The organism is Hymenobacter fodinae, from assembly GCF_004745825.1.
In the GTDB taxonomy this organism is placed as follows: domain Bacteria; phylum Bacteroidota; class Bacteroidia; order Cytophagales; family Hymenobacteraceae; genus Hymenobacter; species Hymenobacter fodinae.
Genome location: NZ_SRLA01000006.1, coordinates 293,320 through 314,396, shown reverse-complemented (window position 1 = coordinate 314,396; position 21,077 = coordinate 293,320). Strand labels below are relative to the sequence as shown.

Annotated in this window: 19 protein-coding genes; 15 read left to right on the top strand and 4 right to left on the bottom strand. The window is 54.9% G+C overall.

Annotated features, from left to right (window positions below; genetic code table 11):
* The first annotated feature begins 86 nt into the window (after positions 1–86).
* From EU556_RS23805 to EU556_RS23775, 7 genes are all read left to right on the top strand, one after another.
* Complete coding sequence (locus tag EU556_RS23805; RefSeq protein WP_135436747.1) at positions 87–635, top strand: DapH/DapD/GlmU-related protein; 549 nt, start codon at positions 87–89, stop codon at positions 633–635.
* Positions 636–812: 177 nt separating this feature from the next.
* On the top strand, positions 813–1,667 hold the full coding sequence (locus EU556_RS23800; protein ID WP_135436746.1) for a glycosyltransferase family 2 protein: 855 nt from the start codon (positions 813–815) through the stop codon (positions 1,665–1,667).
* A gap of 65 nt (positions 1,668–1,732) precedes the next feature.
* Positions 1,733–2,155: a VanZ family protein gene (locus EU556_RS23795; protein WP_135436745.1), complete on the top strand. Its 423-nt coding sequence runs from the start codon at positions 1,733–1,735 to the stop codon at positions 2,153–2,155.
* A gap of 38 nt (positions 2,156–2,193) precedes the next feature.
* On the top strand, positions 2,194–3,171 hold the full coding sequence (locus EU556_RS23790; RefSeq protein ID WP_135436744.1) for a hypothetical protein: 978 nt from the start codon (positions 2,194–2,196) through the stop codon (positions 3,169–3,171).
* Between the two features lie 69 nt (positions 3,172–3,240).
* Entirely contained in the window at positions 3,241–4,467 is a 1,227-nt protein-coding gene (locus EU556_RS23785) for a glycosyltransferase family 4 protein (protein ID WP_135436743.1), read from the top strand.
* A gap of 105 nt (positions 4,468–4,572) precedes the next feature.
* Positions 4,573–5,631: an NAD-dependent epimerase/dehydratase family protein gene (locus EU556_RS23780; protein WP_135436742.1), complete on the top strand. Its 1,059-nt coding sequence runs from the start codon at positions 4,573–4,575 to the stop codon at positions 5,629–5,631.
* A 349-nt stretch (positions 5,632–5,980) separates the two neighbouring features.
* Positions 5,981–7,417, top strand: a complete 1,437-nt coding sequence (locus tag EU556_RS23775; RefSeq protein ID WP_135436741.1) for an APC family permease — start codon at positions 5,981–5,983, stop codon at positions 7,415–7,417.
* Positions 7,418–7,466: 49 nt separating this feature from the next.
* On the opposite strand, the gene EU556_RS23770 is transcribed toward EU556_RS23775, so the two are convergent.
* Both EU556_RS23770 and EU556_RS23765 read right to left on the bottom strand, forming a co-directional pair.
* On the bottom strand, positions 7,467–8,414 hold the full coding sequence (locus tag EU556_RS23770; RefSeq protein WP_210116360.1) for an alpha/beta fold hydrolase: 948 nt from the start codon (positions 8,412–8,414) through the stop codon (positions 7,467–7,469).
* A gap of 286 nt (positions 8,415–8,700) precedes the next feature.
* The gene (locus EU556_RS23765; RefSeq protein WP_135436740.1) at positions 8,701–9,561 is read right to left on the bottom strand and encodes a helix-turn-helix transcriptional regulator; all 861 of its coding nucleotides are present in this window, start codon (positions 9,559–9,561) and stop codon (positions 8,701–8,703) included.
* A gap of 235 nt (positions 9,562–9,796) precedes the next feature.
* On the opposite strand from EU556_RS23765, the gene EU556_RS23760 reads away from it, so the two are divergent.
* The 7 genes from EU556_RS23760 to EU556_RS23730 all read left to right on the top strand — a co-directional run bounded on the left by EU556_RS23760 (position 9,797) and on the right by EU556_RS23730 (position 18,313).
* Entirely contained in the window at positions 9,797–10,750 is a 954-nt protein-coding gene (locus EU556_RS23760; RefSeq protein ID WP_135436739.1) for a hypothetical protein, read from the top strand.
* 231 nt (positions 10,751–10,981) lie between these two features.
* Complete coding sequence (locus tag EU556_RS23755) at positions 10,982–12,808, top strand: peptidoglycan D,D-transpeptidase FtsI family protein (RefSeq protein WP_135436738.1); 1,827 nt, start codon at positions 10,982–10,984, stop codon at positions 12,806–12,808.
* Positions 12,809–13,254: 446 nt separating this feature from the next.
* Positions 13,255–13,944 carry an XAC2610-related protein gene (locus tag EU556_RS23750; protein WP_135436737.1) on the top strand — a complete coding sequence of 230 codons (690 nt, stop codon included), beginning with the start codon at positions 13,255–13,257 and terminating at the stop codon, positions 13,942–13,944.
* A gap of 120 nt (positions 13,945–14,064) precedes the next feature.
* Positions 14,065–15,165 carry an alpha/beta fold hydrolase gene (locus EU556_RS23745; RefSeq protein ID WP_135436736.1) on the top strand — a complete coding sequence of 367 codons (1,101 nt, stop codon included), beginning with the start codon at positions 14,065–14,067 and terminating at the stop codon, positions 15,163–15,165.
* A gap of 110 nt (positions 15,166–15,275) precedes the next feature.
* Complete coding sequence (locus EU556_RS23740; protein ID WP_135436735.1) at positions 15,276–15,959, top strand: hypothetical protein; 684 nt, start codon at positions 15,276–15,278, stop codon at positions 15,957–15,959.
* Between the two features lie 141 nt (positions 15,960–16,100).
* Positions 16,101–16,976 (top strand): aldo/keto reductase, encoded by an 876-nt coding sequence (locus tag EU556_RS23735; protein ID WP_135436734.1) that lies wholly within the window; start codon positions 16,101–16,103, stop codon positions 16,974–16,976.
* 221 nt (positions 16,977–17,197) lie between these two features.
* Positions 17,198–18,313, top strand: coding sequence for an OmpA family protein (locus tag EU556_RS23730; RefSeq protein WP_135436733.1), 1,116 nt, complete (start codon positions 17,198–17,200; stop codon positions 18,311–18,313).
* 36 nt (positions 18,314–18,349) lie between these two features.
* On the opposite strand, the gene EU556_RS23725 is transcribed toward EU556_RS23730, so the two are convergent.
* The gene (locus EU556_RS23725; RefSeq protein ID WP_135436732.1) at positions 18,350–19,522 is read right to left on the bottom strand and encodes a dienelactone hydrolase family protein; all 1,173 of its coding nucleotides are present in this window, start codon (positions 19,520–19,522) and stop codon (positions 18,350–18,352) included.
* 295 nt (positions 19,523–19,817) lie between these two features.
* Between EU556_RS23725 and EU556_RS23720 the strand changes: the two genes are divergently transcribed.
* Positions 19,818–20,651, top strand: a complete 834-nt coding sequence (locus EU556_RS23720) for a polysaccharide deacetylase family protein (protein WP_135436731.1) — start codon at positions 19,818–19,820, stop codon at positions 20,649–20,651.
* 102 nt (positions 20,652–20,753) lie between these two features.
* Here the strand turns inward: EU556_RS23720 and EU556_RS23715 are convergent, their stop codons facing one another.
* Entirely contained in the window at positions 20,754–21,041 is a 288-nt protein-coding gene (locus EU556_RS23715) for a hypothetical protein (RefSeq protein ID WP_135436730.1), read from the bottom strand.
* Positions 21,042–21,077 lie beyond the last annotated feature (36 nt).

Below are 21,077 nucleotides of genomic sequence, written 5' to 3'. Positions count from 1 at the left end.
TATAAATCATAATGTAGTTGAACTATTTAGCAATTTTTTGTAAATTTTTCATTGGATTTTTTTGATTATAAATTTATTTCCGTAAAATGGCTGTCAATTCCAACACCCACACCGGACCATCCTTTTCCCGGCGCAACCGGTTAGGACGTTTGCTGTGGGGAATGTTCTCGGCCTTGTTGTTTCGCTACTCACCACGGCCGATGCACGCTTGGCGTTCGTTCTTACTCCGATGCTTCGGGGCCAAAGTCGGACGAGGAGTTCACGTGTACCCAGGGGTCAAGATCTGGGCGCCGTGGAATCTGGATTTAGCCGATGAGTGTGGCATTGCCAGTGGTGCCATTCTCTACTGCCAAGGGAAAATCACCATTGGGAAACGAGCCGTAGTTTCTCAGGGTGCTCACTTGGTAGCCGGCACTCACGACTATACCCAGCCTGGTTTTCCTCTGATTACCAACCCTATCACGGTGGGAGACCACGCCTGGGTAGCCGCGGACGCCTTTGTTCACCCAGGTATTACCATTGGAGAGGGCTGCGTAATTGGTGCCCGCTCCGTTGTTACCAAGGACATGCCAGACTGGATGGTATGCGCCGGACATCCTTGTAAACCCCTTAAGGACCGGGCGGTCCTGGTTTAACCGCCCCAGCTTGGCCTCGCGCCTCGCTTAGCTACCTACGCTCTGGTGCCGCCCTCCCCCCTTGCGGCCCCTCGTCCTACTTCCCATCCCACCCCCCATACGACAGTAAATCTACCGCGTCACCCGGCCGGCAACCCATGCCCATGGCCCACTACTAAGACTAAACTCTAGAAGTTCATGAGGGTGCCTACACTTGATTTAACTATCGCTATTCCCGTGCGCAACGAAGAGCAGAACTTGCCTGGCTGCCTGGCGGCCATTGGCCCTGATTTGGCTCGTCGCATTGTGATCATCGACTCGGGGAGCACGGACCAAACGCCGCACATTGGGCGGCGCTTTGGGGCAGACGTGCTCAACTTTGAGTGGGATGGCAAGTTTCCGAAGAAGCGAAATTGGTTTCTGCGCAATCATACCCCCGATACTAAATGGGTATTGTTCCTGGATGCCGATGAGTATCTGACGGAAGAGTTTAAGGCTGAGCTGCGCGAAACCTTGCGCGACGATGCTGGCTCTGATAAGGTTGGGTACTGGCTGAGCTACACTATCTACTTCATGGGTAAGCAGTTGCGTGGCGGTTACCCTTTGCGCAAACTGGCGCTGTTTCGGGTAGGCGCCGGTGAGTACGAGCAGATTGATGAAAAGCAGTGGAGCAAGCTTGATATGGAGGTGCACGAGCACCCCGTGCTGGAGGGCAAAGTAGGGGTGATAAACCACAAGATTGACCACCAAGACTTCCGCGGCTTGTCGCACTATGTGACCAAGCATAACGAATACGCAGGCTGGGAAGCTGCCCGCTTTCTGAAGTCATCTTCCGATGCGACAGTAGCCACCCGCTGGACCTGGAAGCAGCAGCTCAAGTATCGGCTGATGCGCAGCGTGCTGATAGGCCCGGCCTATTTCTGCGGTAGCTTTTTCCTGTTGGGGGGGTTCCGCGACGGAGCGCGGGGCTTGGCCTTCGCCATTCTCAAGATGTCCTATTTCACGCAGGTCTACTGCAAGATCAAGGAAAACCGCCTCCTGCAGGAAGCCTAATCAGGCGTCGCTTCTAACCTACTCTTTCACCGCCTTTAGCTAGGGCCCTACCGGCCCCCTCTTCTATGCGGCTTGGAATACTTCTGACTTTACTAGCCATTGGCACCCTGCTCGTGCTCTACTTAAGCTGGCTACCACTGCCCAAACTTAGCTCCCTCTGGTTTATGCCAGGGTGGCTAGGCCAGTGGGCCGATGCCGACCGCAATGATAAAATCCGGACGGGTATACCCTTCGTGTTTCTAGGCCTACTTGTAGGGGCGTGGTTGATAGCTGAAGAACACCCATGGCCCTGGTGGGGAATGGCCTTTACCAGTTTAGTTGCCGTGGTGGTAATAGCGGAACTGGGGCAGTTGTTTCTGCCGCAGCGATTTTTTGACTGGGGAGATATTGGATGGGGTGTGGTTGGCGCTGCAGCAGGCCTAGGGCTTGCTGCAATTGTGGGTGGATATCAAAACCGAATTAAAGCTAAGCACGCCAATCGGCGCTAACAGGCGCTAACTGATATCCATCAAACATCCTTCCTTCAATGAACACGACCGTCAAGCTTGTTAAGGCAATTAAAGACAAACCAGCTCCCGTTAGCAGTCGGAGAAAATACTTTATCGTGGGGGGATTTTTGCTGTTTGGCCTTTTATTGATGGAGGGCGTGTTACGCAAGGTATATGGCTTTACTGATGCCGTGCTGATGCGGGAGGACAAGGATTTTGAATACATTCCTATTCCACAAAAGCGTTATCGGTTTTTAAAAAATAATTTTTACAATTCTTATTCTCAACGCAACCGAGAAATCACGGCCGCTGATTCTGAAGTTATATTAGGCTTTGGCGACTCAGTACTTAACGGCGGGGTTCAAACTGACCAAGACAGTTTAGCCACTACGCTGCTAACAAATTACCTAACCAAGAAAAACAAGCAAAACATACTGGTCACGAATATTGCTGCCGGATCGTGGGGGCCAGACAACTGCTACGCCTACCTTAAAAAATACGGCAATTTCGGTGCTAAAAAAATATTATTAGTTGTAAGCTCACACGATGCTTACGACAACATGAACTTTGAAAAAATTGTTGGCGTAATTCCCAGCTACCCAACTAAGCAATACGCCTTTGGCATAACCGAGCTATTTGATCGGTATTTATATCCGCGGTACATAGCGCAATATATTGCACCACAAGAAACCAAGACACCGAGCAAAAACGACAACTTGCTAATTAGCAAGTATCAAGAAGGCATGCATTTTAACAGCGGGTTTAGCCATTTCGCGGCGTATGCAGATAGCGCTAAAATTCCACTTCTAATTTATTTACACGCCGATCAAGAAGAATTGAAGCGAGGCGCTTATAATTCTCAAGGAGCCGAAATCATTGCGTTTTGCGCACAGCATCATATTCCTCTCATCAAGGAACTGGATTACGCCTTTCAGGAAGATGATTACCGGGATGGTATTCATTTATCCGATAAGGGACAACGCCACCTGTACTCCATCCTAAAGTCGCAGTACTAGCCCGCGGCTATCAGTGGCTGGGCCCTGCCCTGGCCTACACTTCGTGAGCGACCATACCCCCTCCGGATTATGAAAATTCTAGTCAGCAGTATGACGTTTGCGCCCGACCACAGTGGCATTTCCTTGTATGCCACTGACTTCGCGACGTACGCCGCGGAGCAAGGGCACGAGGTAACCGCCGTAACGGGCTTTTCTTGGTATCCTAAGTGGGTGAAGCGCCCAGAGGACAAGGGCAAGCTTTTCCGCACCGATATGTACAAGAATATCAAGGTGCTGCGGGGCTACCTCTACGTGCCCAAGAAGGTAACCACCCTCACCCGCATGGTGCAGGAGATTTCCTTTATCACGTTTGCCTTCATCAACTTCTTGCGAGCAGGCAAGCACGATACTATTGTCCTGTTTACAACGCCTATTAACCTAGGCCTCATGGGCACCCTGTTTCAAAAGCTATGGGGGGCTAAGCTCATCATCAATGTGCAAGACCTGCAGCTAGATGCGGCCAAGTCATTGGGTATGGTGGGCAAGCTACCCATCGTTGAAATCATGAATGGAATTGAGAAGTACAGCTACAAAAAGGCCGACCTGACCACTTCTATTTCCACTGGCATGCTAGATTTAATTAAGCGAAAGGGAATTGAGGACGAGAAAATCTATTTGTGGCCTAACTGGATTGATGTTGCCGAAGCTAAAGACAAAGGCTTGCAGGGCAAGTTCCGGGAGAAGTTTCCGCAGTACCGCGACAAAACCATTATTGGCTATGCTGGCAATATTGGGATAAAGCAAGGCCTTTCGGTATTGATCGACTTAAGTGAAAGATTCAGAGACCGTGACGACTTAACCTTCTTAATTATTGGTCAAGGAGGAGATTTAGACAATCTTAAATCATACGCCCAGCAAAAGAATATTCCAAACTTACATTTTATTGATTTTCTAAATCAAGAAGACTATTTTAATTTCTTAACTGATGCCGATATAGTTTTCCTATCTCAGAAGAAAGATTCGGGAGATGTATATTTCCCGTCTAAGCTCTTAGGAATTATGGCTAAGGCAAAGCTGATTTTTATATCAGCCGACAAGGATTCTGAGATTTACAAGGTCATTACACACAACGAGCTAGGCATTTCTTCCGAATTTGGCGACATAGACCAAATGGAATCTTTACTGACTAAATATTTAAAAAAACAACACGATTTCGAAATATATAAATCAAATGCTTACAACTATGTTCATCAGTTTGACCGGAACATTGTTATCAAATCATTTTTAGATCAGGTCCACACTATTAGTGCGAATTAGCACTACCCGCTGCCCTTTTTATTTCTGCATCCCACCCATTATTCCGACCCCAACTCACGGGGCCTGCCTACATGATTGTTCGTTCATCACCATACATTTTGCCTTATGAAAAAGATATTAGTCACTGGCTCCAGCGGGCTTATCGGGAGTGAAGTAGTGCGCAAGTACTGCCAGAGTGGTTGGAAGGTCTATGGCATTGACAACAACATGCGGGCAGACTTTTTCGGACCCAACGGCGACACTCGCTGGAACCAGTTGCGGCTGCTCGCCGAGTTCAAGAATTTCGAGCACATTGAGCTGGATATCCGGGACCGCACGGGGGTTAGCGAGACCCTCAAGCAACTTCGCCCCGACGCTATTGTGCACACTGCCGCTCAACCCAGCCACGACCTAGCCGCCTCACGTCCCTATGACGACTTCGACGTTAATGCCGTTGGTACTCTCAACCTGCTCGAAGCCACGCGTCAGCACTGCCCTGAGTCGGTTTTCGTGCATATGTCGACCAACAAAGTGTATGGCGATGCACCCAACAGCCTCAATCTGGTAGAGAAAGACACCCGCTGGGATTTCGCCGATGCCCAGTACCACGATGGTATAAAGGAGTCGTTCAGCATTGATCAGTCTAAGCATTCCATTTTCGGCGCATCAAAAGTGGCGGCCGATGTGATGGTGCAGGAATACGGCCGCTATTTCGATATTCCGACCTGCTGCTTGCGCGGGGGCTGCCTCACGGGACCAAACCACTCGGGTGTAGAGCTACACGGCTTTCTCAGCTACCTAATCAAGTGTAACCTAGAGCAGAAGAAGTACACCGTGTTTGGGTACAAGGGCAAGCAGGTGCGCGACAATATCCACTCGCACGATGTAGTCCGCTTCATGGAAGAATTTATTGCGGCTCCGCGCATTGGAGAGGTGTACAACATTGGCGGTGGCCGCGACAACTCCATCTCCGTTTTGGAGGCCTTTGCGTTGATCGAAGATATCTCAGGTCAGAAGATGCTGTACGACTATGTAGATAAAAACCGCGCGGGCGACCATATCTGCTACATCTCCGACCTAAGTAAAATGCGGGCGCACTATCCCAACTGGGATATCACCAAAAACCTGCGCACCACATTTGAAGAGATTCATCAGTCGTGGGCGACTCGCATGGTAGTGGCCTAGGCCTACCTCAATAAGCAAGCATTTCTTTTTTAGGGGCACAGTTGCCAGCTGTCGAAAGAAGCCGGTGACTGTGTCCCTTGCGTGCTTGTAGTCTACGCAAGCTATTATTATGCAGGCCCACGTGCGCTTAACACTAGACTCATAGCTAAGCGCTTTTATTACGTGTAAAAGCATAAAGAAACGCGAGCAGTCAGTGACAATCAACGATTAATAAAACGCCTCTTGGTTTCCCCGGGGCATCCATCTAGTGCTTTTCTGCTACCTAATGCCGCTAGGCCTATCCTTCTGCGCGTAACCTGTCCGTCGAGCAGCCAGTCTAACACTGCAGCATAACTGGTTACCTTGAAGAATGAACAACTTAGAAAAGTCGCCCGCAGTTGCTCCCGCTACTCTGGTTCGAGCCTTTGGAGTAGTGAGTGGGACCCTGCTGGTGGCAGGCATTGTAATTGGCTCCGGCGTGTTTAAGAAAATCGTGCCGCTGGCGCAGAGTGGCCTAAACGCGGAATGGATTCTGGCCGCTTGGGTAGCGGCGGGGATGGTGACCATCTGTGGGGCCCTAAATCTCTCGGGCATGGCCTCCCTGACCGAAGAATCGGGCGGCGTGTACGAGTACCTGCGACTGTCGTTCGGCAACTTTGCCTCTTTCATGTTTGGGTGGACGGATTTTGCCATCATCGGCTCGGCATCGGTGGCGGCACTGGCCTTTATCTTCGCCCAATCTGTGAATGCCCTGCTGCCCCTGCCCAACCCGGCCCAGGCCTGGGCGCACCTCTCCATCGGTGGGCTCATCTACCCTTTCGCAGACTCCGGCATTAAGCTCCTGGCTATTGCCACCACGGCCGCGCTTACTTGGGTGAACTACCGCGGGGTGAGTGAAAGCGGGCGGCTAAGCAATGTGTTTACGGCGGCCAAAATTGGGGGTATTCTCCTGCTTATTCTGGCGGGCCTGTTTCTGACTGCGCCAGATTCTGGCGGCACAACAGTGGCGGTAATACCGGTGCAGGAGGTGTCGCTGGCCAGTGCCTTTTTCGGGGCGCTGCTCAGCGTGTTCTGGGCCTACGATGGGTGGGTAGACCTTTCCTTCGTAACGGGTGAAATCAAAAATCCGCGGCGCAACGTGCCCCGCGCCATTATTGGTGGGGTAAGCATTGCCATTGTGCTGTACGTGCTCATCAACTACGTGTACCTGCGTACCCTACCCCTGGCCCAACTGGCGGCCATCGGCCCGAACGAAATTGGAGCAGCCGTGGTAGCCGAGGGCTTGCTGGGCAAGTGGGGCAAAACGGGCGTAACGGTGCTGATTTTGGTCAGCGTATTCGGCACCCTCAACTCGGTGCTGCTCTCGCACACCCGCGTGCATTTCCGCATGGCCCAGGAAGGGTATTTCTTTCAATCGGCCGCGGCAGTGCACCCACACTACCGCACGCCTCACCGGGCGCTGGCCTTTACCTTCACATGGAGCAGCCTGCTGATTATATCCGGCACCTTCGAGCGACTTACTGACTTGGTCATTTTCGCCACTTTTCTGTTTTATGGCCTGCTGGCGGTGGCAGTGGTAAAGATGAAGCGCCAGGGCCGTATTCCAGGCCCGGTGCCAGGCTACCCCTTCGTGCAGCTCATACTCATCCTGTTCGCCCTCACCTTCACCGGGCACACGCTTATTACGCAACCTACGCAGTCGTTGCTAGGCCTAGGCCTCATCCTGACAGGGCTCCCCTTTTTCGTATACTTCCGCCGACGGCAAACTCAGATGCAGCCTGCGAGGGTACCCAGCCAAGAGGCCTAGGCCTAGCTAAGTGACGTGGCTTAGGTGCGGGACAGTTGATGCGAGTGAGTTATTGCAGGAAGTTGAATACTGCCTCCAGCACTTGAGCGGGCTTTTCCTCGAACATGTAGTGGCCACTATTCTGAAGGCCAATTACCTGTACATTTTCGGCTACGTGGGGTAAGCCCATGCTCATATGGTTGTAGGCCACATAGCTGGCAACGCCCAACACTGGCATAGTCAGGCGGGGGTAGGTGTTGGCGTCCGCAATATCCTGATTGAAGGTTCGGTACCAGCCGGTAGCCGCCCGGATGCTGTCGGGGTGGTTGTAGGCAGCGGCGTACACCTGGCGGTCGAACTCCGACATATGGCTCTCATCAATCATGACGTAGCTGAAAAGCCAGTCGAGCAGGTAGCGGAAGCGGCCGGCCAGCAGCTGCTCGGGTAGTTCCTTGATCTGGTTGAAGGCCATCCACCACATGTAGGGGTTGTCGCCGTCCATCTTAGCCTCGAAGGTGCCGGGGGCGGGCAGCATGGTCATGTACCGCATACCTTCGGTGGGGTGGCTACCATCCAGCAGTACTACCTTGTCGGTGGCCTCGGGGTAGTTGAAGGCGAAGCTCAACGCCACCATCCCGCCGATGTCGTGCCCCATCAGCGCCACCTTCGAGAGGCCTAGCAGCTGGGTTAGGGAGTACACGTCCTGGGCCATAGTCTTTTTGTTGTACCCCGTGGCAGGCTTGTCCGAGGTGCCCATACCCCGGATATCCAGGATGATGACGCGGTAGTGCTCGGCTAGCTGGGTTGCCACTGGGTGATACGACCACCAGGTTTGAGGCCAGCCCGGCAGGCAAATCAGCGGCTGTCCGCTACCACCCTCCACGTAGTGCAGCCGAATGCCATTGACAGAGACATAATGATTGGTGAAGCCAGGCAGCTTCTTAATCAGCTCCGCATCGGAGTACATGTCCAGGGTTTCCGTGAGCGGGGTGTAGGGTGTTGATTCGAGCGTATGCATAAAGAGGAAAGTGTGGGGTGAAGCACCAGGCAACTGCCTGTTTGCATGATGCAAAGTTGCCCGCAACCCCTCCAGCACCCTACCCAATTCTTGCTCACTTCTTATACATTCTTGCTCACTCCAGTTGTGGCCTAGAGTTGGAACCTAGTTCCCCAATGTAGCTGAGGAGGGGTTAGGGATGATTGACTACTCGTTAAACAATTACTAGCACTAGTTTCTAATCCTAGCACTTCAACTACCCCTAGCCCCTCCTCATCTAAGGAGGGGAACTAGTCTTTTGCTCTAGTTAGCCGCGCTGAAACTCGCGGGGTGTTTCGCCTACTGCCCGTTTGAACGCCGCGGAGAAGTGGGCGGGCGAGGCGAAGCCGAGCGCATCACTGATGGCTGCTACAGGTAGGTCGCCGGTGCGGAGCAGGTGGCGGGCGCGCTTGATTTTCCAGTCGAGCACGTACTGATAGGGCGAGCGGCCGGTAGTCAGTTTGAAGCGCCGGGCGAAGTGAAACACACTCAGGTTGGCCAGATCTGCCAGCGCGGCCAGCGTAATAGGCTGCTCTGCGTAGGCCTCTAAATAAGCGTCGATGCGGGCTATTACGGCCGCTGGCAGTTGCGCCCCAGCGCCGGCAATACGCCGCTCGAAGGTGGCATGGAACTCGATAAGGTGGTAGCCCAGCGTGTTCACTAGCGATTCTGCATACAACTGCCCTAGTGCATGCTCCTTACCGGCGGCGGCCAGCAACTGGCGCCCAACGTGCGGCAACAGCGCATCCTCAAATTGAAACCGTTCGCGAAGGTTAAACTGCACTAGGTCTAAACTCTGGCGGGCGAGAGTTTCCAGCCACTCTGGGTCGATGTGCACGTTGATGATATCCGCCGGCTCATCCCAGGCAGAAGGCCCATATTCTCCGGCGGGGTACAAGCCCGCGTCGCCGTCCCGAAATAGCCCTTCCTCCACGCGGCTTCCTTGCAGTCGGTGGGAATGAACGGCGGCTTGGTGCACCAGCAGCAGGTGTTGCCCATGAAAATGCGCCGGCATCCCTCCAGGTGCCAATTGGTAACGCTCCACCCGCACCCCCGGCCATTTCTGCGCGTCGCTGGTTTGCAGAGCCGGCTGGGTATAAAGCTCAGAGGTGTAGGTGGAGTAGTTCATCGGGGGTATATGGCAGGTAACCTCTGCAGCCGCGGGTTGTTCTGCTTGCTACCGGTTTTCTGCTGGAATAGTTATCCAAGACCTTATTTGTCACTTGGCTGCCGCGCCGCATCTGCCGTGCTAATTTTTAAGAGTTTCAGGCTGTAATCTACCAGCTTGCCCCGATGGGTTAGAGACCTTACTAAGCAGATTTTATATATAGATTTGGCGCCATAAATATTCTCCTCCTTCCATCATGCGCCTTTCTCGTTCATCTGCCTGGGCCTTGCTTCCGCTTACGGTGCTGCTGGCCGCGGCCGGTTACCGCCACGCTCCTACTGCGGCCACGCCCCCCGTAGCCGATTTCACCCAGGGAATCATCACCACCCGCGTGTCATTGCCTGGCAACCCCTACGATAAGCTGCTCAACCGCATCGACCCAACCAAGGGAAACATTCAGGGCCAGATACAGCAGCTGGCTGCCAGCCTTACTGTTACTGAGCAGCAGCAGTTTCAGGCGGCCGCCGCAAACCTCAGCCCAGCCATGACCATCGGGGCGCTGATGCTGCCGCGCAAGGGCACTCTGTATTGCCGAGGCAAGGAAGTGCGCGCCACCACCGACGCCCTCACCTACCACCTCGAAAACTACTTCAACAACGCCACCAACAAAGGTCTGCTGCGCATTGCCTCCCAGTCGGTGCCCCAGAACGTGAACTACACCTACGACGCGGCCTCGGTGGAGCGGAGCTGGCAGAGCATTGTGGTAACCACCACCGACTACACCGTGCGCCCGACTACTGAAACCGAGTTGGTAGCCGGTTACCCCAGCCAGAAAACCACCTATACTATTAAGCCTGGCGCCGCCGGCAGCACCCCCGAGGGCCCCGGCCAGCTGCCCAGCAAGCCCGTAGCGCTGGATGTGTGGACGTCTAAGCAGATTCCGCAGAGCCTGAACTTTGCCCATCCGGTGTACGTGAATGAGGCCAATGGCATCACGCGCTTGGTGGTGTACTTCGATAAGGAGCGCAAGCAGCAGATGCGCTACGAGTTTACCAACGTGCAGGCAAAGCCCGTAACCGACCAAGACCTGAAAGTCACGACCACCGCGCCGGTGCTCGACTACGCCAAGGATGCCGCCCAGATTGGAATGAAGACCATGGCCCTCATGTTTGGCGGTGGCCCCAAAGCCTCCAGCAACTCCGACGAATAAGGCCTGCTCTCACTGGCCTATACAGGTTAGCCAGACAATAGAGAGTAGGTATTGAGCCAACCAGCCCGTCATGCTCCGGCGCCGCGCAGCATGACGGGCTAGTGAGTTGTTCCCTACAACTTGTACTAGGCCACATGACACCACGCCGCGGGTTTCGCTAATAAGCCAGTGACCGGGCTTGTTCGCCGAGAAGCCCGGTTCCGAAGAATGCCAATTGCCTAGCTTTACCCCATGCGTACCGCTTTTACTCGTTGGGGTAGGCTTCTGCTGGCATCGTTGGTCTTATTGGCCGCCTGCTCGTCGCCCGACCACAACACGACTACTCCCACCCAAGACCCGAAAACCGGCGAAGTATACACCAAGCGCCGCGTGGTCATTACTGATTCACTGATCCGGGGCCGCATCCTTGACCGCCACGACTCGGTGCTGGTAGATACCCGTCTTGTGTTTCTACTGAAGCTGCCGCGCCGCCCTCCGCTCGATACGCTGGCCCTAGGCCAGTTGCTAGGCTGGGACTCCACCACTGTGCGCCGGCGTATTGCCGAGGCCTTGCCCTACCCCGGGGCCCGTCCTCAAACCCGGGTACAGCTTCTCCTCACGGCCAAAGAAGCCCAGCGGGTCCGCCGCGACAGCGCCGAGTGGCCTAGCCTCCTGCTCAGTCAGCGCCACCAGCGCACCTATACTACTCATGCCGGCGCCGCCGTGCTGGGCTACCTCGGCAGTGAGGCCCAAGCCTTCTACCGCCAAGCCCAGCGCTACCGACGCGGCCGGTTTTACCGCCTGCGCAACGGCGGCGTAGAGGCCTATTACAACGGTTTGCTCAAAGGCCGTCACGGGTACTTGCACCCCCTGCTTGATGCCAAGGGCCAGCAGCACGGCACGTGGGCCAAAGACACCACCTTCCAGCAAGGCCAGGACCTACACCTCACCATCGATGTGAAGCTACAGGCCTACGCCGAAAAGCTGATGGGCAACCGCAAGGGCTACCTCGTGGCGCTCGATCCATGCACCGGCGAGATACTGGCCTACGTGTCGGGGCCGGTGTACGACCCGGCCACCATCACTGCCCCCGACCAGGCCGGGGTGCGGGCTGAACTGCTGGAGCACGAAAACATGCCCCTGCTGAACCGGCCCGCTATGCTGGCCAATCCGCCGGGCTCGGTGTTTAAGCTGGTGAATGCCGCCGTAGCCCTGCAGTTGGGCGCCATTACGCCCGCCACCGCTTTCCCCTGCGACCAGTCGTTGGTGAGCTGCGTGCACCACCACAAGCCCGCCACCAACCTGACCCTGGGCCTCAAGTACAGCTGCAACCCCTATTTCTATCAGGTAATGCAGAACCTGATAAACGCGGTGCCCGATAGCTTGGTGGCCGATACGGTAGCAGCCCGCCACGTGAACTTGGCCGAGTGGCGCCGCTATGTTCGGTCGTTTGGGCTTGATTCGGTGCTGGGGGTGGACTTGCCGCGTGAAGCCCCGGGCTTCCTCCCTACCCCCGAGTACTACGACAAAGCCCGCCGCACCCGCAACTGGAACTACCGCTCCATCTACTCTCTCAGCATCGGGCAAGGTGAAATCAACCTGACGGGCCTGCAAATGGCTAATATGGCCGCCATCATTGCCAACCGCGGCTGGTACTACGCGCCTCACTTGGTGCGTGCCGTTGGAAAGGGCGGGCCACTACCTCGCTTCACGGAGAAGCACCACACTCTTATCGACAGTGTTCATTTTGCGGCCCTGGTACCGGGCATGGTAGCTGTAATGCAGAAGGGCGGCACGGCTGATGCTTCCAGTTTAGCCGATGTAGGTATTACGGTAGCTGGCAAAACCGGTACCGTGCAAAACGATGAGGGCGACGACCACGCGGCCTTCGTCGGCTTCGCTCCGGCTGATAAGCCTAAAATAGCTGTGGCGGTGTACTTTGAGAATGGCGGCTTTGGGGCTACGGCCGCCGCGCCCTGCGCCGTGATGGTGATGGAGAAGCATCTGCGCGGCTACATTGCGCCCAAGCGTAAGCGCTGGGAGAAGCGCATTCAGAGCAGAGCCCGGCACGGGTATTAGCCTAAAGCAATAGTTTAAAAAAATCTATCATAGATCTCAGCTTAGTATACATGTCAAGTTCATCTACTACCAAGTCGCTTCGGATTACCGGGATAGGCCTAGGTCTATCCATCTTGTTTGAAGCCCTCATGTGGGGGGCGCGGCCATCGTAAAACCCGGACACGACTCTATTCTGGCTTATTATAGCCCAATCGTGTTTCTGGTTGGGATTGCCGCCGGGTATTATCTCATCCAATTCTTTGGAGCTTTACTTGCCGTTCAGCTGGTAATTAGATGAATGGATTGGCTACGAGAAAGGGGCCGTTGAAGCCTAGTTCCAGCAAATAACCATTATAAGTAGCTAGCAAAATCTCTCAGTAGTTACCTGTCGAAGCAGGAGTACTTGTCTAATACTTGGAGGTATACTAGTTATCTAAAGGCCACTAATTTAAGCTACTATTTTCCCCATGCTCCGCGCCTTTCTGCTTGCTTCTCTGCTAGGCCACGCCCTGCCGGGCTGGAGTCAGCGCAGCTTCACCGTTACCCAAGGCTCTACACGCTACTACGCTACCATTACTGTCGCGGGCTGCGCCGATGACCACTGCGAGGGGGCGGGCACCATCAAGCTGTACAGCAAGCAAACCAAGCAACTCGTCCAGACTTTCACCTCTGAGGACCTCTCCTTTTACCTCGATGCCCAGGGCCAGCAACCTACCGTAAACACGGTACAGCTGTACGGCGAGCAGAGTACGCTCATCTTCAACGACTTCAACTTCGATGGCACCGAAGATCTGGCCATCCGCAACGGCAACCACAGCAGTTACGACGGCCCTTCTTACGACGTGTACGTGTACGCCAGCCGCTCCCGCCGCTTTATACGCAGCCCTGAGCTAACGGCCTTGGCGTCCGATAACCTCGGCATGTTTCAGGTTGATAAGGCCCATAAGCGTCTCACTACGTTTCAAAAAGACGGGTGCTGCTGGCACCTGACCACGGAGTATGAGGTAGTGCCTGGCAAAGGTCTGAGCGAAGTGTTGACTTTGGAAGAAGATGCGCGCGGCGGCGAAAATGTGCTGGTGAAAACTCGCCGCAAAACCAATGGCCGCTGGACGAGTACCACCCGTACTTACCCCATAAAGGAGTACTATAAGGAGTGAGCCGCGTCCAAATCCTCGCCTGATGCAGTTGCTCAGCCAGAGCGTAGCCAGTTTCTGCGGTTCTAGGCCACTCACAGCTTTTCTATTTGCTTGCTATGCAACTACTCTCACTGCCCCGGCTTGTTTTTTTTGCTCTTATTGCTGGGCACTAGTGCATCGTTTGCGCAGACCAGTGGGCTTACCGATGAGTACGCCAACAGCAAGGCTATTCTGGCGGACTTAAGCAAAATAGTCTCGCCCAATGGAGTTCAGGAATCGTATACCGTGGCCATTGGGGGTATAAAGCAGTGGGTATATGTTCGGGGGCAAGACAAGCGCAACCCCATTATTCTATTTGTGCACGGTGGGCCCGCGTCGCCAATGGCGCCCGTATCGTGGATGTTTCAGCGGCCACTAGAGGAATACTTCACCATGGTGCAGTACGACCAGCGGGCAGCCGGCAAAACCTACGCCACCAACGATACCACTGGCCTAGCTCCATCCATCCGCATTGAGCAGTACGTGCAGGATGCCATTGACCTGGCTGAACTACTCCGAAAAAAGTACGGCCAGCCAAAGGTTATTCTGATGGGCCATAGTTGGGGCACCATCGTGAGCATGCAAGCTGCCCTCAAACGCCCCGATTTATTTTACGCTTACGTGGGCATTGGGCAAGTTATCAATACCCAAGAAAACGAGCGGGTGAGCTTCGAATATGCGCTGAAACGTGCCACGGCAGAACACAACGAAGTAACTCTCAAAGAATTACGCTCCATTGCTCCCTACCCCGGCAACCAACCCATTACCCGCAAGCGAATTATCATTGCCCGAAAGTGGCCTCAGTACTATGGCGGTCTGTCGGCGTACCGCTCCGAGTCGAAGTACTATTTCAACGCCCCATTGCTTTCTTACGAATACTCCAGCAAGGAAGTGGAGGCTATTGACCAGGGTAGCTTGTTTACGCTGGGCCGCATACTACCGGCCTTTTTACAAGTTGATTTTAAACCGGTAAAATCGTTTCCTATCCCGGTGTTCATGCTCATGGGGCGTCATGATTATACTACGCCCTCCGAGCCTACTGCTAGCTGGCTGGCCCAAGTGAAAGCGCCGCTGAAGAGAGGCATCTGGTTTGAAAACTCGGCCCATCTTATTCCCCTCGAAGAACCCGGCAAGCTTCTACTCACCTTAGTAAATGAGATACGGCCTTTGGCCCTTCAAACTACTAGCACCAGTAAGAAGTAGGTTTTTGTGCCCGTAGGCCAAGTGTAAACCACTTAGTAGCAGACGCGTATGGGTTGACAAGACTAGCCAACTAACTCACTGGCAGCCACATCTGTTACTGGTTCTTCATCATGCACACGCCTGACCTCGACTCCGCAGCGCTTATACACAGAATTGAAAAGCTGGAAAAGCAGCTGAAGCGGCAGCGCCTGCTGGGCGCCTTGGGTGGCCTAGCAGTGCTGGGGGTAATGCTAACGGGTTTCGTGGCCCGCAAAACGGAGTATCTGCATGTGCGCGGCATCACTATTACGGACGCCGCCGGGAAGCCTCGTATCCTCATGGGAGCACCCAATGAAACCACGGGCCGCCAGCGGAAGGATGCACCCACGGCCTCGTTGGTAGTGCTAGGACCCGATGGACAAGACCGCGTTGTTCTAGGTGAGGCGCCCGACCCAGTGCTGCAGGGCAAGACCTATCCGCGCATTGCTGCTTCATATGGCCTAACTATTCATGACAAAACTGGCCAGGAGCGCGGTGGTATGAGTTTCCTCGATAATGGCCGCGGCGTCATTGCCCTCGACCGGCAGAATCAAGACGCAGTAGAGATGATTGTGAACGACAAAACCGGGTTTGCGGGCCTCACCATGAACTACGAGCGGCCTTTCGGGCAGTATAAAGAAGCTGTCCGGATTGGCACCAAGGGCACTGACGTATGGTGGGCCTTATCCGATACAAGTGAGCAGGAACGGGCCAGCTTATACGTGAAGGACAGAACCATCCCGAAACTCAGCCTGAACGCAGCCAAGGGCCAGTAAGAATCAACTCTTATTTTCTACTTCAGCCATCTTGCAACGAAATGATGTACGAGCGGCCTAAAGTATCCTACCCGCTTATTCGTCAGCTTGGCAACCAAGGGTTATGTCTCGTGGTTCAACGTATTCCATCTCACTATCTGTATGTCTGCTACCATCACCATCGCTCCAACCTCTGCCTATCCCCTCACCGTTAACCGCCTCGGCTACGGCACTATGCGCCTGACAGGTCCGGAAATTTGGGGGGAGCCCGCTAACCGCCCCGAAGCCCTGCAGATTCTGCGCACCGCCGTGGAGCTGGGCGTCAACTTCATCGACACGGCCGACTACTACGGCGAGGACGTCACGAACCGGCTCATCCGTGAGGCACTATATCCCTATTCCTCCGATCTTGTCATCTGCACCAAAGTAGGTGCCACCCGCCGCCCCGATAAAAGCTGGGTGCCCTTCAACCGCCCCGAAAACCTGCGCCAGAGTATTGAAAACAACCTGCGTACCCTGGGCCAGGAACAGGTACAGCTGGTGCACTTACGCCTGATGGGCCAAGGCCCCGTACCGCTGGAGGAGCAGTTGGGGGCTATGTTTGACATGCAGCGCGAAGGCAAAATCCTGCACGTAGGCCTCAGCAACGTCACGCGTGAGCAACTGGAGGCTGGCCTAGCGCTGGGCCCCATTGCCACCGTGGAGAATATGTACAGCTATGCCCAGCGCACTAGCGTGTTCTCAGCCCACGGCGACAACCCCGGTGGTGAGGAAGTGCTGGATCTGTGTGAGCAGCACCAAATTCCGCTGATTCCTTTCTTCTCCCTGATTCATGGATTACCTAAGGCAGGCAATAAAATTGCCGAAATAGCCCAGAAGCACAACGCCACCGAGGCTCAGATTAACCTTGCCTGGCTGCTGCACCGCTCCCCTGTCATCCTGCCTATTCCGGGCACGTCCTCCCTAGCCCACCTGCGGGAAAACCTGCAAGCGGCCGATATCAAACTGAGCGAAGAGGATATGGCCTACCTGGCTTAGAGCAGTACATCCTTCACTGCCCCTGCTGTGTAAGCGTCAAGATACTGGCCTACGGGACCAGACATTAGAGAGTAGTTGACATGATTCTGGCGGAGCTGTATAACGCTACCTAACCAACATGAGAATAAAGAACCGTCGGGCGCGTTACTCGCAGCAGACGGTTCTTTTTTGTTTTTCTAGGCCACTTGATAGTGTCCAACTAAGAGTTTTTACTTAGCAGAATGAAAGGCAGTATTTGGCAACTACTAACCATACTGGTTCTACTGATGGCTGGGCCGGTAAAGGCTCAATCGTTGGCGGGCATTTGGCAAGGTGTAGAAACCGACACGGGTGAGCGAGACCCCGATGCGACCTGGCCCGCCGAGCTACGCCTGCAAAAAGGCCAGGGCAACACCTTGTTTGGTATTTTGTACCAAGAGGTGGGCGGCGAGCCCCGGGTGACCGTCACGTTTAAAGTGCAGGCCACTCCTAGCGCTACCGGTCTGGTTTTGGAGCACCAGCAGAAACTCAACGAAACCGGCCGCACGCCTGGCTCCTATTGGTGCTCGGGCTCTATTACGTTTACCTACGACCCCAAGCTGGAAAAGCTCACCGGCCGGGCCACCTACGAGCCCATCGGTAACTGCGACGTGGGCACGTTCACGTTTTACCGGGTAAAGCTGAAATCGGCGGCTAAAGTGGCGGCCGGGGCTGAGAGTACCATTCGGGTTTCGGGCCGAAACGTGCTGTGGTACGCCGACGCTGAGCTGAAGCAACCCGTAAATACGGGCAACTCTTATCGCACCAAGCTCACCAAAACCACTACATTTTACCTCACCCAAGGCTTTTATCCTACCCGGCAGAGCGCGGCGGTGCCCATCAATATTCAGGTAAGCGGGGCAGTTCCAACTAAGCCGGCTCCGGCTAGGCCTACTCCTGCTCCCGCCGCCCCGGCTACCCCCAGCCGCCCGGAAGTGGCTCGGCAAGATACGGCCCGGCCTCTGCCCGCACCGGCTCCCGTGCTGGCGCCTACTCCGGTAGTACTGCCTACCGTGCTGTTTAAGCTAGGTACTCCTGAACTGCTATCCGAAGGCCTGCCAGCGCTCGACCAACTAGCGAGCGAGCTCAAAGTTAGGCCACTGCTGAAGATTCGGGTGGCAGGCCACACTGACAAAATTGGCGAGCCCGAGAAAAATCAAGTGCTTTCGGAGCAGCGCGCCGAGGCCGTGAAAGCCTACCTAGTGAAAGCCGGAGTAGATGCTGGCCGCATCAGCACGGTTGGCTACGGGGACTCCCGCCCCTTGTACCCTTCTCCCGACGCCCGCAACCGGCGAGTAGAAGTGGCAGAAGTAAAATAGCCCCTCGCCGTGGATCGTGGGACTGATTATCTCCCCTTATTTCTTCATAAGCTGAAGTAGTAACGCCTCTAGGGCAGCAGGTCCATCTGGGCCATACAAGAAACCATGCCCACCCGTGGGGCGCGACTCGAAGTGCCACTGCCGAGCAAGGGTGCGCTGTTGCGTGTATACAGCTTGCACTTCTTGGTAGGCCACTACGTCGTCATCCTGGGTATGCAGGGAGTACAGCGGGGCGCCCTGGTGAAGCTGCGCAAAGTGCAGCGGGCCGAGAGAACTAGTAGGCCGAGCTGAAATGGCATAGAATCCCGCAAACCCCGCCGGCGAATTGCAGGCGTACCAGAAAGCGGCAGTGCCTCCGTTCGACATGCCTCCTAGGTACACGCGCCGGCTATCCACGTGGTAGCGTTGCTTGACCTGCTCCACCATCGTGCGTACATTCTCCAGGGCCGCCCGCTGCTCAAGCCAGCCGAACGAGCGGCGGCCAAACGGATATAATACCAGCGCATTTAGCTTGGAGGCTACCGCAAAAATAGGCTCCTGCGTCACCCCAGGGTCGGCGGCCTGAAACTGCGTGGTGTTCACAATGCCACCATGCAGGTACACGAGCAAAGCCGTTGGGCGGGTGGACTGATACGTGGTGGGTACATACACGAGGTAGGGCACGCGCACCGTATCAACGGGTGCATAGTAGAGCGCAAAGCCAGAATGTGCCGGGGCGTAGGCTCCTTTTTTTACAGCGGCAGGTAGCGCTTGCTGGGTTATTGTCAGTTGCCATTCAGCTTTGGCTTGTTGGACCTTGGCAACGCGGGTGGCCGCGCTTGCCCGTAAGCTGCGCAGAAAGTGGTTCCACTCGGGGTAGGTACGTAAGCTGACTAAGCCAGCGTCTTGCGCCATTTGGTCGATATCTCGATCTGTAATGGGTACATCATCTCGGCGGGTAAGCTGCAACAACCAGCGCAAGGCCTGCCCTTGTCGCCCCGCACAGTTAGCCGCCGCCCCGGCTCCGGCATACAAGTCGAAAGGACTTGCCTGCGTGCTATCAATAAATGCCAGGGCAAATGCCCTGGTTGCGGCACAATAATTCTTCTGCCCTAGGTAGTACGCTGCACTATCAAGCCGTTGGGAATAAGTCTGCGCTTCAATAGCCGTACCGCACAGCAGTAGAAGTAGCACTAATGCAACGGCAAAGATTGATCTGTAGACTTTCATAATATTGAATAGATAAGCACTGAAATTCCTTACCTCACCTAGGCCACTATGCACCTGCTGGCACAATAAGAACCGTTATCGAGTATCCAAATATACTAATAGTACCTTGTTAAGCAAGGTACTATTAGTATATTTGGATATACTCAACAAATAATTCGGTTTCAACAGTATCAGAACAGCAGAACTACCGCCCAATTGCGCTGATATTTGTCTGCAAGTGAATTTCTTAACATACCACAAAAGCCCTTTTGTAGAGGCTAGCCCCTCCGCCTGCCGAATCACCCACCGAATTTCTATGCGTTTCCTTGCTCCCCTCCTTTCTGCCGCTAGCCTCCTGTGGCTAGGCCTCTCTGCTGGCTACGCCCAAACTAAACCCTCCACTACCTGGAATAACAAGCAGTGCGCCGTGGTGCTGACCTACGACGATGCCATCGATGTAGACCTCGACAATGCCATTCCGGCCCTCGATTCCATGAGATTTCGGGGTACATTCTACCTTATCGGCTCCTCGCCCGTGGTAGCTAAGCGTCTGCCGGAGTGGCGCCGTGCCGCCCAGCGCGGCCATGAGTTGGGCAACCATGCCCTGATGCACCCCTGCGACGGCAGCCTACCCGGCCGTGGCTTTGTAACGCCCGACAACGACCTAAGTAAGTACACCGTGAGCCGGGCCGTGAGCGAGGTGCGAGCCAATAATGTGCTGCTCAATGCCATCGATGGCAAAACCGCCCGCACCTTTGCCTACCCCTGCGGCGACTTACAAATCGGGGGCGTGAAGTTCTACGATCAGTTGAAGAACGATTTCGTCGGGGCTCGTGGCGTAACGGGTGGCCTACAAACCGCCGCCGAAGTAGACCTGACCAACATCGACAGCTACATGATTAACGGGCAAACCGGCGAGCAGCTGATTGACCTCGTGAAAAAGGCTCAGCAGTCGCACACGTTGCTGGTGTTTCTGTTTCACGGTGTGGGGGGCGGCCACGGCCTCAACGTCGACTTGAAAGCGCACCGCCAGCTCTTGCGCTACTTGAAAGCCCACGAAAAAGACATTTGGGTGGCCCCCATGGTGGAAGTAGCCGAGAAAATAAAAACGGTGCAAGCAGGTCCGGCGGCAGGCAAGGTTAAAGGCTAAAAGCCTCCCGCAGTTTTAAGTAGCTCACTAAAAAGGCCCTCCTCCGACAGTCGGAGGAGGGCCTTTTTACATCAAATTATATCAGCGTAGCTGCTAGGCCACTTACAGGGTTACTTGGCCAATTTCGCCGCCTGATACGCCGGTACTGCTGCTAATGCTGTTGCCGCCTACGTCACCGTCTTGGGCGTTGCCGGGGGCGTCGTAGTTAGGCGCACCAGAACGCACACGGGCTCCTTTTATTTCCTGGCCACCTTCGGTGCCGCCACTGCCGGAGTTATCATCGGCATTCAGGCCGGTATCGTGGCTGCCGGGGAAATACTGGCCTTCGGGCTGGCGCTCGTCGTTCGACTGCGAAGAGCTGGTGTTATTGTTACTATTGGGAGTTTCCATAGGAGGTTTGGTTAAAGCTAAACGGGGAGTGTGCCT